At 33.6% G+C, this 13,672-nt stretch carries 11 protein-coding genes and 1 tRNA gene; 11 read left to right on the top strand and 1 reads right to left on the bottom strand.

Translation table 11 applies throughout. The features are described from left to right. Window positions 1–128 precede the first annotated feature (128 nt). A tRNA-Arg gene (locus T8I65_RS07480) sits at window positions 129–206 on the bottom strand. Window positions 207–330: 124 nt separating this feature from the next. Here T8I65_RS07480 and T8I65_RS07485 point away from each other — a divergent pair. The 11 genes from T8I65_RS07485 (at window position 331) to T8I65_RS07535 (ending at window position 13,481) form a co-directional block, all read left to right on the top strand. After that, a complete protein-coding gene (locus T8I65_RS07485; protein ID WP_322302757.1) occupies window positions 331–1,587 on the top strand; it encodes a site-specific integrase in 1,257 nt (418 codons plus the stop codon). 325 nt (window positions 1,588–1,912) lie between these two features. After that, entirely contained in the window at window positions 1,913–4,090 is a 2,178-nt protein-coding gene (locus tag T8I65_RS07490) for a peptidase domain-containing ABC transporter (protein WP_322302758.1), read from the top strand. Between the two features lie 89 nt (window positions 4,091–4,179). Then, complete coding sequence (locus tag T8I65_RS07495) at window positions 4,180–5,391, top strand: HlyD family secretion protein (RefSeq protein ID WP_322302759.1); 1,212 nt, start codon at window positions 4,180–4,182, stop codon at window positions 5,389–5,391. A gap of 10 nt (window positions 5,392–5,401) precedes the next feature. Then, a complete protein-coding gene (locus T8I65_RS07500; RefSeq protein ID WP_322302760.1) occupies window positions 5,402–7,105 on the top strand; it encodes a helix-turn-helix domain-containing protein in 1,704 nt (567 codons plus the stop codon). 101 nt (window positions 7,106–7,206) lie between these two features. Beyond that, on the top strand, window positions 7,207–7,335 hold the full coding sequence (locus tag T8I65_RS07505) for a hypothetical protein (protein WP_279347017.1): 129 nt from the start codon (window positions 7,207–7,209) through the stop codon (window positions 7,333–7,335). Between the two features lie 63 nt (window positions 7,336–7,398). Next, on the top strand, window positions 7,399–9,567 hold the full coding sequence (locus T8I65_RS07510) for a prolyl oligopeptidase family serine peptidase (protein WP_251740828.1): 2,169 nt from the start codon (window positions 7,399–7,401) through the stop codon (window positions 9,565–9,567). A 150-nt stretch (window positions 9,568–9,717) separates the two neighbouring features. Next, window positions 9,718–10,539, top strand: coding sequence for an RteC domain-containing protein (locus T8I65_RS07515; protein ID WP_251740829.1), 822 nt, complete (start codon window positions 9,718–9,720; stop codon window positions 10,537–10,539). 251 nt (window positions 10,540–10,790) lie between these two features. Next, the gene (locus tag T8I65_RS07520) at window positions 10,791–11,066 is read left to right on the top strand and encodes a helix-turn-helix domain-containing protein (protein ID WP_251740830.1); all 276 of its coding nucleotides are present in this window, start codon (window positions 10,791–10,793) and stop codon (window positions 11,064–11,066) included. A gap of 87 nt (window positions 11,067–11,153) precedes the next feature. After that, window positions 11,154–11,717, top strand: a complete 564-nt coding sequence (locus tag T8I65_RS07525; RefSeq protein ID WP_322302761.1) for a hypothetical protein — start codon at window positions 11,154–11,156, stop codon at window positions 11,715–11,717. Continuing rightward, entirely contained in the window at window positions 11,701–12,357 is a 657-nt protein-coding gene (locus T8I65_RS07530; RefSeq protein ID WP_322302762.1) for an ATPase, read from the top strand. The genes T8I65_RS07525 and T8I65_RS07530 overlap by 17 nt, the downstream gene beginning before the upstream one ends. Then, the gene (locus T8I65_RS07535; RefSeq protein ID WP_322302763.1) at window positions 12,354–13,481 is read left to right on the top strand and encodes a hypothetical protein; all 1,128 of its coding nucleotides are present in this window, start codon (window positions 12,354–12,356) and stop codon (window positions 13,479–13,481) included. The genes T8I65_RS07530 and T8I65_RS07535 overlap by 4 nt, the downstream gene beginning before the upstream one ends. Window positions 13,482–13,672 lie beyond the last annotated feature (191 nt).

A 13,672-nucleotide genomic window follows, 5' to 3' on the forward strand; every position in this document is an offset into this window, starting at 1 on the left:
AGAATTAACCGTTCAAATCCTGTCTGTCATCTTTTGACAAATTTTTATGACGGACTTAATATAAATTAGGAAATGGCGAGGAGACTATTAAAAACAAAAAAGCCTTCCGTGAGGAAGGCTTTTCGTGATGGCACCAGGATTCGAACCTGGGACCGCCTGCTTAGAAGGCAGCATTTTTGAATACATCTGAGTACAAACTAAAGTATAGGAATCTGTAAAACAGCATGTATAGCAGTATTCGACCTCATTTGATAGCGATTGATATCAAAAATATGTGTGCGTAAAGTGTGCGTAATTTTAGCTAAATTTATATTGTAAATAGGAAAGGATATGGCAAGAGCGAGATTAGTTTTAGATACACGGGTGAAGTCAAAATATTCCAATGATGGTCTGTTTCCAATTACTATTAGAATTTTTCATAAAAAACCTCGAATGATCCGTCTTCCGTATAGTACTTCCAAATCTGGTTGGGATGATAAAAATATGTTGCTTAAGAAATCGGCTGTTGCAAATAAAGATGTTGAATGTGATAAAATTAACACCTTAATTTATAACAAACTGCATTTAGCAAAGTCTACAATTTACAATTTAGGAGATACAATCAATATCATTTCTGTTGATACCTTAGTAGAAAACATTAAAAAGTGTTGGGATGAACAACTGGATTCTAAAGTAAAACGAAACTTATCTAATGAAATTACCTTGGATAATTGGGGTCAGATTTTAATCGATCGTAAATTAAAGGCTAATAAACCAGCTACAGCAAAATGGTATAAAGACTCCATCACCGCTTTTACACAATTTAATGAAGGTAAATCGGTGAAGCTATATCAAATTACAGTTACATTTTTGAAAAATTTTGAAATGGAGCATATTTCCAGAGGAAATTCGAAAAACGGCATAAGTTCTTACATAAGAGCTATCCGGGCAATTTATAACAGCGCTTTAAGAGAAGAAAAGTATAATAATTTAAAAAATCCTTTTTTAAATTATAAAATTCCATCAACTGGAAGGACAAAAAAGAAAGCTCTCTCAAAAGAAAAAATTGTGGCTATTAGAAATTTAAAATATGAAAAATTTTCCAATCTCTGGCATACAAAGAACTACTTCTTATGTATGTTTAATTGTAGAGGAATGAACCTTATTGATTTAGCAAAGTTAAGAGTTAAAGATATAAGGAATAATAGAATTTTTTATGGTCGAAGTAAGACGGGAGATCCTTTATCTGTAAAGGTGACCATAGAATTTGCCAAAATTTTAGAATTTTATATTCAGGATAAAGATAAAGACGATTTTATTTTTCCTATCGGATATGATGGTTCCGTTAGCACTTTTAAAAAATATAGATCTGATAGAAGGTTAGTAAATAAATTGCTTAAAAAGATTGCTGAAGATGCAGGTATTGATGAAAAGATCACCTCATATTATATTCGGCATTCCTGGGCAACCATAGCTAAAAATATGGGTATTTCGACTGAAATAATAAGTGAAGGTTTAGGTCATCATTCATTAAAAACTACAGAAATCTATCTCAAAAGTTTTGATAATACAGTTCTGGATGATGCAAATGATTTAATAGTAGCTTAATATATAGCTCTAATTTTCAATAAATTTGTTTTAATAGCCTTTTAGTATATTTCTATTCCAGATTAAATAGCAAGATTACCTTTTTAAAATTTCTGGTATCACCATATCATTTTTTTATTTAAATTTATAAATTCCAATTACTTACGAAGCTCTTTATAATTGCTTGGTAAATTTTTTTTGTGGTCGTGATAAAATCTATTTTCACCCAAAGGATAGATTTGTAGTGTTTTGACGAATAGGCCGTTATTTATAAATAGTCTGTTAATTCGCCTTCCTTCATTTTTGTTATAGATTAATTTAGTGCTTTGATTTTCAATTGGGTGCCATGTTTGGAGCAGTGAATTTTCCGGCTTACCGTCAGCTTGATCAAATGGATTGTGGGCCTACCTGCCTAAAAATCATTACAGAATTTTACGGTAGACATTTCAATATAGATTTTTTACGTGAAATCTCATCCCAACAAAAAGGAGGAGTATCCTTTCAGGGTCTTTCACAAGCAATGGAAAGAATTGGATTAGATTCTGTTGGCATTAAAGCTAACTTAAAGGAACTGATTGAAGATATTCCACTTCCTGCAATTGCTCACTGGGAACAGAATCATTTTTTGGTGATATATAAAACTGATAAACGAAATGTTTTTGTTTCCGACCCGGCCATAGGAAAAATAAAATATTCTCATAATGAATTTCAGGTGCGATGGTCAGGTAAGAATGAAAATGAGGGCGTATTACTCCTTGTCCAACCTAAAGAGGATTTTCTGGATAACGATAATGAAGAAGCTAAGCCGGAAGGAATAGGATTTTTACTCGAATATCTTAGTCCGTATAAAAAATATATAGGACAAATCACCTTGGGTTTATTCACTGCGATGTTAATTCAGTTAATCCTTCCTTTTCTAACTCAAAGCATTGTGGATTACGGGATCAATTATGAGAATCTTGATTTTATATACCTGATCGTTATAGCACAACTTTTTTTATTTCTAACTCGTTCCGTCACAGAGGTGATTCGGGATTGGCTCTTACTGCACATCAGCACCAAAGTTACCATAGCTATGGTATCAGATTTTCTGGATAAACTTTTGAAGCTTCCAATTACTTTTTTTGACTCAAAAACCACCGGCGATTTTATGCAGAGGATTTACGATCATCAAAGAGTAGAGGAATTCCTGAGCGGCCAATCCCTGAGTATATTTTTTGACCTGCTTAGCATAATAGTTTTTGCTTTTGTTTTAGGAATTTTTGATAGTACGATACTTCTAATTTTCTTGATTGGAACTTCTTTGTTTTTAGGGTGGTCTCTTTTATTTATGAAAAAGAAAGAGGTTCTGGATCACCAGCAATTTGATTTGCATAGAAAGGAGCAATCCCATTTACTTCAAATCATTATGGCGGTGATGGAAATCAAACTTAACAATTCTGAAGAAAGAAGAAAATCAGAGTGGGAGATGAATCAGTCCAGGCTTTTTGGATTGCAATCAACTATCCTGAAGGTTGATCATAGTCAAATTAAGGGCGGTAAATTTATTAATGAAATTATGGGCATCCTGATTGTTTTTTGGTCAGCAAAGGCAGTTATATCAGGGGAAATATCCTTAGGTACCATGTTGGCAATCCAATTCATTGTAGGAAGTCTTTACATACCAATTTCTAATACTATCGATTTCCTAGTGGGCTATCAAAAAGCAAAACTTTCTTTAAAAAGATTGGCTGAAATTCACAATCAAAAATCTGAAGTATATCAGAATGAAAGCGTTGGTTTAGAGTTGAGAGGCGATATAAAACTCGAAAATATCTCGTTTAATTATGGGGAACAAGGATCAAACGCTGTTATCAAGAATGTTTCTACAATTTTTCCACACGGAAAAGTTACTGCCATTGTGGGAGCTAGTGGATCTGGTAAGACAAGCCTTCTGAAAATATTATTGAGATTATATAAACCTTGTGAAGGCAGGATAAGTATTGGAAACGAAAATTTCGAACATGTTGAAGTAAACAACTGGAGAAGGATGTGTGGGGTGGTTTTACAGGATGGAATTTTGTTCAATGATACCTTCGAAAGAAATATCACAGAATCAAAATCTGATGAACCATTAAACCAAAAGCGATTAATAGAATCGGTCGAAATGGCCAATTTGACCGATTTAATTAGTTCACTCCCTCTTGGGTATCAGACCAGGATTGGTGAACAAGGACAGCTATTAAGCGGGGGAGAGAAACAAAGACTTTTAATTGCAAGGGCGATATACAAAGATCCTAAATATTTATTTTTTGATGAAGCTACAAGCTCCTTAGATGCTGAAAACGAAAAAGTAATAACAGAAAATCTGAATCATTTTTACCGGGATAAAACAGTAATTATCGTAGCCCATAGGCTATCCACAGTAAAAAATGCAGATCAAATATTGGTAATGAATAAAGGAAATATCGTGGAACAGGGGAATCACCAAGAGTTACTATCTCAGAAAGGTGTTTACTATACATTAATTAGAAATCAACTTTAAATTTAACCATTATCGAAAAATACAAAAAATACAAAAATGATAATATTCTTCAGCGTGAACCCGGTTGGATATTACGGAATGGCACTAAGTTGACATTTGTTTTCTTTGTATTATTACTAATTTCCGCTTCCAATTTTCCATTTAATGAAGTTATTCAAGGAAAGGTAATTGTCACCTCTCAAAATCCACCCGTACATATAAAAGCAAAATCTGTAGGTAAAATTTTAGCGATTAACTACCAACCTGGAGATTTAGTTTTTAAAGGGGATATTTTAGGAGAACTAGAAAATGATTCATACACAAAAGATGTTGTAAATCTACGAGCTAAGTTAGATACCGTTTTCAATATTCAAACCCTCAAAGATTTAAATGAGATTTACCCTCCACATTTAATTTTAGGCAACGACCTTCAATTATATTACAATGCTTTTTTGAGCAATTATCATCATTTGATACTTGAAGCGTCCCTGAATGATCAATCTATTCATGATCATCAAATGAGGCAGGAATTATCAAATCAGCTTTATTCCATTGATAGTAAAAATGAAGAATTATCTATCGCTAAAAGAAATCTTGAAGTCTCGGAAACCAATTATAAGAGGTTCCAAGAATTATTTAATAAGGGGGTGGTTTCTCAGGTTGATCTTGAAAATATAGAAAAAGATTTCTTAATGCAGCAGCGCCAATTTCATTTTTTAAATCAACAGTATAATCAGTTAATATTAGAAAATAAAGGTATACTATCTAGGCTTCAACTTTCAAGTAATACGTCTTTAAAAACTAAGCGTAATCTAGAGGTTGATCTACTATTATCTCAACAGAATTTAATCGGTGCTATCCAAAAATGGGAAGATACCTACCTTTTGAAAAGCCCCATTGATGGCCGATTATCTTATTTTGAAGTTTGGGGAGAATATCAGAATGTAGAAGAAGGAGAATCAGTATATAGTGTTGTTCCCGATATTCAGCAGAATCTGATAGGGAAATGCATAATCCCCATTCGGAATGCAGGGAAGTTGAAAAAAGGGCAGAAGGTAAATTTAAAACTAGATAACTATCCTTATCATGAATGGGGAATGGTAAGAGCCAAGGTAGGATCGATTTCACAAATACCCAAAGGAGGAGACAATCCTGGTTACATTGTTTACTTAACTATCAATGACCTGAAAACCTCTTACGGTAAAGAATTAGAGTTTCATCAGGAATTAAATGGAACAGCAGAAATTTTACTGAAGGAGGTTACACTGATAGAACGGATTTTTTATCAGTTCCGTCATTTATGGTCAAATAGAGAATTTTAAATGATTGAACATGATTTTTTCATCTGTAATAAATCTTTCCCTGTACCGCTTACTGTTATTCGTGGCTTTGACCATATTTATTTATAAGCCATTATTATTTGCCCAGGATAATATAAAACAGAGCACTACTATTTATTCAGTTAATTCATCTTTTACAGAATTGCATGAACTTGAGGCAGCCGCTATGGCAGATTCTAAAATTGACGAACTAAATAAGATTGTAGAAGTCCATTTGCAGAAGGCTAAAAAAGAGAATGATCCTGTTGAACTAGCCAGAGCTTATTACTACAGAATATTGACGGAGAAGCCTGAACGCGCAATTATTTATTCAGATTCCATGATCGAGATTACTGAAAACAGCGAACATCCAAACTACCCGACTCTTGGCTATATTCTCAAAGCAAATGTGCTTTATGATCAGGGTAAATTTCAACCTGCATTAGATAATTTTTTAAAAGCCTATAATCTGGCTTTGGAAAAGAATAATATGGATGATCAGCGTGAAATTTCCCTTGCCATTGCTGCCATAAGGAATATTAACGGGCAACATTACGCCGCCGCCGATTTATATAAGCGATCCCTTAATCTTTTAAAACAGAAATCAAATTCAACTGAAAATTATTACGAGGATTATTCAACTCTGTTATATAACCTCTCACTTACCTACCTGAGATTGTCACAATTGGATACCTCAAAATATTACGTTCAGAAGGGAATTGATTTGTCAAGATTAGAGAACAAAGAAGAAGATTTTAAAGATTTTGTTTTGGTGGATGCTCAGATAAATTTTTATAAAAAGGATTTTAAAAGGGCCAAGGATACACTTCTAAAATATATTGACGATTTTGACGGTACCAGTAAGGCGATCAAGCTTTATTATTTGGGAAAAATTGAAAAAAATTATGGAAATGATAAGGTCGCGCTTACATATTTTAAAACCATAGATTCCATCGTCTCCTCAACAGAGGATCCTTTTAACGAAGTAAAGGATGTTTATCAGCAATTAATAATCAATTCGGTTTTAGAAGACGAAGAAAAGGAACAAATTGGCTATATAGAAAAACTAATATATTATGATAGTGTTTTGTCCTCAGAGCATGAAAATATTGCAAATCAGGCAATAGTTGCTTATGATATCCCGGATCTGAAAAGACAAAAACTTAAAGCTGAAAATCAACTCAAAACAAAAAATTTATATGTGACATTGATTGCTATTCTGGCTGGTCTGGCTGTTCTTATTGGCTTATATTTTTTTATACGCTCCAGAAAAATGAATGCAAGGTTAAAACTTCTTATGGAAGAATCGGAAATGGAAGAGGGAAAATCTAAGGCCATTACAGAGCATCCTTCTTCCATTCCGGAGGAAATTAGAAAGGATATTTTAGAAAAACTGGCTGTATTTGAAAAATCAGATCGCTTTATGAGCAAAGATTTGGATATGTATGGCCTGGCCCAACAAATAGGTACCAATACTACCTATTTGTCCACTGTAATCAATCATTACAAAAAGATGAATTTTCCAACCTACGTCAAGGATTTGAAAATTAAAGCGGCAATAAATCAACTGAGTAAGAATCCTGATTTATTGAAATATAATTATCAAGGTTTAGCGGAAATTTTTGGTTTCAAAACAGGGGAATCATTTTCGAAAGCCTTTTACAAGAAAACTGGGGTATATCCATCTAAATTTTTAAATGAATTAAAATCACGCTAAACAACACGTCATTTATAAATGGAGGGTTAACCTTTTTGCAGCCTGTACCCAAATGTGATTATTTAGTACTGAAATTTATTAATCCATTAAATATTCTAATTATGAAAAAAGAACTAAAAGATTTTAAAGGAAGAGCCCTTAAAAATTTACACCAAATTAAAGGTGGGGGAGAAGATGGTCCAATTGACAGGGATAAGATCAAAACTCCGAAAGTTGGAAAACGAGATTGAAATTAAATCCGTAAAAAAATTCCCGGATCAAAATCCTGATTCGGGAATTTCAAAAAATGAAAAATGAAAAAATATATCAAATATTTTCTATTCTATTCTTTGTGTTTTTTCCTTTCGGTTTCTTTTGCCCAGGAAGGAAAGAGCAATCATTTGGTTTATCCCCAAATCCTCAAAAAACCAACTTCCGAAATACATTATGGAATAAAAGTCTTAGACGAGTATTCAAATTTAAATAAGCTAGAAGATAGTTCGGTGAAAAATTGGTTCAAAGCTCAGGATTCTCTGGCTGAAAAGTATTTTGCTACAAATGACTTAATGAAAGAATATTTAGAGAAATTTAAAAAATACCAAAATAATGCTCAATCCTCCTTGAGTATGGTTCGTATTAGTGAAAATGGAAATTATTTTTACTTAAAATATGATGATAGTTTGGGATATGAAAAATTGTTTTTTAGGGAGAATCTTGCTGATAAAGAAAAAGAATTATTCGATCCTTCCCAGTATAATTCTGGTAATCCGTCAATAACTTATCTAAACCCCTCATTTGACGGAAAAAAGATCGCAATTGGTTTTAATGACAATGGTAGTTTTTCAAGTACAATCTTAATTTATGATCTTGAAACGAATCAGATTTTAAGAGAAGTGATTACAAATATCAATCCCGATTTTGGGGGAATAGAATGGTTGCCGGATAATTCAGGATTTATCTATTTATTTTTTCCGGAAGTAGATAATTCCCAACCGGGTTATAAGAAGAACTCTTTTTCTGTTATTTATAAATTAGGTGAAAACCCCGAAGATAGAAAACCAATTTTCCAGTCTCATTATGACTTACATATTTCTGAAGATTTTTATCCTAAAGTAAAAATAGGATCGAGCCTGGATAATTATATCATTGGTTATATAGCCAGTTCTGATGATTATTATGACAGCTATATAGCTACCATTTCAGATGTCCTACAAGGAAAACCAGATTGGAAACCATTCTTCAAAAAAGAAGATGCGATATTCTACGATCAGGGAGAGGTTCGTGGTGATAAATTTATTTTCCGCCAAGGAAATTTAAACGGGAATCTATTGGGGAAAGTAAGTATCGAAAATCCTGATTTCACTAATCCGGCTGTTTTGGCAGAAGGCAGTAAAGAGAATCCTATTATTAAATTTGAAGTAACAAAGGATAATATTTATTTCGCACGGTCCTTATATGGAGCAAATGTTTCTTTATATGTTCTCAACTCTTCAAATAAGATCAGACAATTACAACCTCCTTTTGATCCCGGTTATGCTACCTTTTTTGGGGAGTCTGTAAAACACAATAATGTTGGGGTGGGTATGGATGGTTGGACTTCTGATTATACCCGCTATTTAATAAATGAAGATGGAAGTTTCTCAAGAGAAGCACTTTCACCTCTATTGGCTTATCCAGAGTTTGAAAATATTATAACGGAACAAATAATGGTTACCTCCCATGATGGGGTAGAAGTTCCTTTATCGCTGGTTTATAAGGAAGGTCTGGAAAAAAAATCAGCAAATGAAGTATTTATGTATGTATATGGTGCATACGGGGAAAGTTTGAGTCCATTTTTCTCTCCTATGTTTTTAGATTGGGCAGCCCAGGGTGGAATTTTGGCATTCCCTCATGTTAGGGGAGGCGGAGAAAAAGGGAAGGAATGGCACAAGCAGGGAATGAAGAATCTTAAATTTAATTCCTGGAAAGATCTTATTGCCTGTACCGAAGCTCTAATAAATTTGAATTTTACGGAACCAGGATTAATTTCACTTTATACCAGCAGTGCAGGAGGGATTACAGCCGGAATGGCTGTAAACGAACGTCCGGATCTTTTTTCTTCCTTTATAGCTGATGTTCCGCGACTAAATCCTTTTGGTCTGGAATCATCCAGCACGGCCAGCAGTACGAGTTACCTTGAGTATGGAACGGTCAAAGACAGTACAGAATTTTCGGGTCTTGTAAAAATGGATCCATACTTAAACATACGGTCTAAAATGGCTTATCCGGCAGTTCTTGTAATGCCGAGCTATAACGATGACCGTATTCCATTATGGGATAGTGGCAAATATATAGCTAAACTGCAAAATAGTAATCAGACAAATAATCCTGTTTTATTGGATATCGACTATCAAAACGGGCATGAAACAGCAGGTGATTATGATGAATCTGTCCGTCTATACAGTAAAATTTTCAGTTTCGCCAAATCCAATATGAAGCGTTAGTTATTTCATCCAGATTAATCAGAGTTTTCCTGTTTTTATTCCGATTGTTTATGAATGCAGCCCATTCATTTATAAAAGCAGATATCTAATATTATTTAAAGTGCAGGAATTACAGGATATTTAAGGTAGTATTTCTTAAATATCAATCTAATGGATTTTCTGATTACCGAGGATGAGCTTAAAAATGAGATTCAGGAAATTGAGCAAACTTTCCTAAATAAGAATGCTGCATACTTTGAAATAATTAACTACTGCCGTAAAGTATTAGAAACCTACCGAAAAGAGATTTATTTAAATGGCTTCCCGGATACTCCTTCAGAAATTCAGTTTTTTAAAAAACAGAAAACGATTCCTTTAACATATCAGATTTATTACGAAAACTTGCTATCCATCGAATTGGAAATTTCATCTATAGACGAATCCTCACAGTCGAAATTTATATCTAAAAAGATTCAAAAGATAAATAGTTTTCTTACTGGGCATAAAAATTTCCTTCGGTATATCGCCCTGGATCAGGAATACATGGATGAGATCTATTTCACCCGAAAATATTTTCATAAAGATCATATTGTTAATTATAGTCATTATGAAAGAGATCCCTTATTCAGCTGCTCCCACGATTTACTTTTGAGTGAATTGAATGCCCGTAATTTCTTGCTCAAATATCTAAATAATAAATTTCGGGTTAAAGAATCTGCTTCCATAGCTTATGAAGAACCTATAAAAATTAACTGGACTTCTTCTAAGGTGGCTCTAACCGAACTGATCTATGCCCTGCAGGTTAGTGGGAGCATAAATAATGGAAATACTACGCTGAAAGAACTGGTGGATATATTTGAGACATTAACAGGCTTAGATCTGGGAGACTACCATCATACTTTTTTAAGACTCAGGAGCCGCTCTGAACCTTTAAAATTTATCGATAAAATGAGAAATTCCATGCTTGAATATATGGAAGAGCTTGATGCGTGAACTTGAACATCCAAGCAGGAGCCAAGTTGGGTATTGGTTTCAATTGAAATAAATCATTTTAGCTTTATAAGCTTAACTATCATTTATATCCTATACTACCATTATTCTTCCTGAAAATCAATTTTGCCAAGTTGGTGATTGCTTGGCTAATTGTTCATTTGTTATCTAACAATTTTGTAATGAAAATCAATTCCAATCCCACTGCTTTAAAAATTATAACCTGCGGTGGGATTGTTTAAAAACAATTCATTATGCCAACGTCAATTATTACTACAGATGATTTAAGGGAGTTCAAAATAGAGCTCCTTGAAGAAATTCAGAAACTACTAGAAAAAGAATCCGGTAATATTTCTAAAAAATGGCTGAAATCCACCGAAGTCATGGAGATGCTAAAGATTAGTTCCGGAACTCTAAATGGTTTTAGAACAAAGGGGATACTACCATATAGTAAGATAGGAGGACTCATTTACTACGATTCAGCTATTATTCAAAAAATATTGACAGATAATCTAATCCAAAATGAATAAGCCATGAATTACATAAAACATTTAAACGCGGTGTTCAAGAGATTTTCTAAGGACTCTAGTCTGAATGCCACTCATATTAGTGTATATATGGCATTATTTCAATCCTGGAATATCCACCGTTTTAAAGAACTATTCTATATCCATAGGGATGAAATTATGGAAATGGCTAAAATTGGCTCCAATCCAACTTACCATAGATGCCTGAGAAAATTACACGATCAAAAATATATTCAATATCTGCCTTCCCATAATCCATATAAAGGGAGTAGGGTTAGGATGTTCATTTTCGATGCAAGCTCTAAACAAGTAGTGGGCAAGCATGAAACAAGTTCAGAACAAGTATTAACTCCTTCAATAAACTTAAATAAACAAAATAAAAACCTTAATAAACTTGAGCTCCCCCAAAGTGAAAATGAAGTATTAATTTTTTTTAAAAATAAAAATTGGCCGGAATTAGAAGGACGAAAATTTTACAATCACTACACTTCAATTGGCTGGTCGGTAAGAGGAAATATTAAAATCACTAATTGGCATGCAACTGCTGAGAGCTGGATGTTGAAAGCAAACGATTTTAGAAGTCAGTCATCAGTATTTCAAAATAGAGACAACCTTAAAACAACTAAATATAAAAATTATGGCGAACCCCTCTAGCATTATAGAAGATGGAATTGAATATTCTCTTGGCAAATATGATGGAAAGAGAATAATTTATGATTTCCCAAAAATCCTAATTTTTCTTGAAGCCAAAGGTAAAATTCTTTTTGGCCAGCATTTTAAAATATTTGAAGAGGATAAAGATATTCTGTTTAAGCTTTCCAACTACTTTATTAAAGACCATATAAATTGTGAAAAGTTGCGGATTGATCCGGATAAAGGAATTTTGCTTTCCGGTCCCGTGGGATGTGGTAAAACGAGCCTGATGAAGCTCATGCGGTATTTGGTGCCCCATCAAAGGAGCTACGTGGTTATGCCATGTAGAAATATTGTTTTTGCTTTTAATCACCTGGGATATAAAACTATTGAAGATTATGGAGATGAAGGTTTTTTCTGCTTTGATGATATGGGCATAGAGCCAATAGGAAGACATTATGGTAGGGATTGTAATGTGATAGGGGAAATTCTGATATCTCGTTATGAACTTTTTCTTCAAACAAATTTAAAAACCCATGGCACCACAAATTTAAGTGCCATGGAAATTGAAGATATGTATGGCTCAAGAGTCAGAAGCCGAATGAAAAAGTTATTCAACCTTATTGATTTTGACTATAATACAAACGATAAACGAAAATGAAAATAGCAACCTTCAATGTTCAGAATTTATTCCATAGGGATAGAAGTTTTTTGGAGAAACCTTATGAAGATTGCTCCGTGGAATGGTTATATGAGATAGATCTTTTATTGGGAAAAATTCATAAATCAGATAAGGATAATGAGCGATTGAGAGAACTTTCATATATGGTAGGGATCGATAATTCATTGCAATTACCCTATGCGGTTATTAAAAGAAAATCAGGGTTTCTTTTTCTAAAAGGAATGAATTATTCTAAAGAATTGAAAGCAGGGGAACTTACTGACTGGAATGGATGGATAGCATTGCAAAATGCACCATTGGAACCTTTAGCCATTGATAATAAAGCGAGAGTGATTGCAGATGTGAATCCTGATATCCTAATTTTGCAGGAAATTGAAGACCGGGCTTCTTTAGAGGAGTTTAATACTGTTGTACTGCCCAAATTTGACTGTGAGCCATTTAAGGATTCATTTGTGGTGCAGGGAAATGATAAAAGAGGGCAGGAAATTGGAATTTTAACCAGGAAAGGATTTGAAATTCAATCTGTAAGAAGTCATATTTTTGATGTTAGCTTATCAGGAAGAAAAATTTTCAATAAAGATTTACTAGAGTACAAAATCCGAACAAAAGAGAAAAATACAATTTTTATTCTTGCCGCTCATTTTCAGGAAACCAGGAAAGATAATGATCTTTCAGGAATTTTTAGACGGGAACAGGCGGAAAATGTTGCTGAGATCTATAAGAAATTACTTGCTGAGGGTAAAGAAAATATTGCAATAGTGGGTACTCTTAATGCTGCATCTTTCTGCAATACCTTAATGCCCTTACTTCAGGAAACCAATTTGAGCGATATTACCAGGCATCACTCCTTTAATGTCGAATTTGATAAAGGAATAGATGCTGGATATTATAGCTTGGGCGCTTACCAGAAAGGAGTAAATATTAAACAAAAGGATTATTTGTTACTGTCTCCGGAGCTTTTCGCCAAATTGAAAAAATGTGGGCTAAATAGAAGAGGAGTTTGGCCCGAAAAAAGACCTATGTGGTCTATTTATCCAAATATTCAACGGAAAAACCAGGCCGCCAGTGAGCATCCTGCAGTTTGGGTGGAGTTGGATATTTAAATTAAATGTTTGAATTTTTTTGTAAACCTATTTCAAGAAATGACATATAGGTTACGGTTACGGTTCGTATGTTTAAGGAGTAAGGGACTCGGATTTGTTGTCTTAGTATTGGTTTATTGGTCAAGTTAATTATTTTCTTTCTACGGCTGCCGCTTATTGGCGATTAACCGTCTTTGTTGGGGCTAGTTATA

The sequence above is a fragment of the Christiangramia sp. OXR-203 genome (genome assembly GCF_034372165.1).
In the GTDB taxonomy this organism is placed as follows: Bacteria; Bacteroidota; Bacteroidia; order Flavobacteriales; family Flavobacteriaceae; genus Christiangramia.

Coding starts and splice junctions, on each gene's coding strand:
- T8I65_RS07515 (WP_251740829.1), top strand. CDS start 9,718: ATGGATTTTCTGATTACCGAGGATGAGCTTAAAAATGAGATTCAGGAA.
- T8I65_RS07505 (WP_279347017.1), top strand. CDS start 7,207: ATGAAAAAAGAACTAAAAGATTTTAAAGGAAGAGCCCTTAAAAATTTA.
- T8I65_RS07530 (WP_322302762.1), top strand. CDS start 11,701: ATGGCGAACCCCTCTAGCATTATAGAAGATGGAATTGAATATTCTCTT.
- T8I65_RS07490 (WP_322302758.1), top strand. CDS start 1,913: ATGTTTGGAGCAGTGAATTTTCCGGCTTACCGTCAGCTTGATCAAATG.
- T8I65_RS07535 (WP_322302763.1), top strand. CDS start 12,354: ATGAAAATAGCAACCTTCAATGTTCAGAATTTATTCCATAGGGATAGA.
- T8I65_RS07500 (WP_322302760.1), top strand. CDS start 5,402: ATGATTTTTTCATCTGTAATAAATCTTTCCCTGTACCGCTTACTGTTA.
- T8I65_RS07525 (WP_322302761.1), top strand. CDS start 11,154: ATGGCATTATTTCAATCCTGGAATATCCACCGTTTTAAAGAACTATTC.
- T8I65_RS07485 (WP_322302757.1), top strand. CDS start 331: ATGGCAAGAGCGAGATTAGTTTTAGATACACGGGTGAAGTCAAAATAT.
- T8I65_RS07520 (WP_251740830.1), top strand. CDS start 10,791: ATGCCAACGTCAATTATTACTACAGATGATTTAAGGGAGTTCAAAATA.
- T8I65_RS07510 (WP_251740828.1), top strand. CDS start 7,399: ATGAAAAAATATATCAAATATTTTCTATTCTATTCTTTGTGTTTTTTC.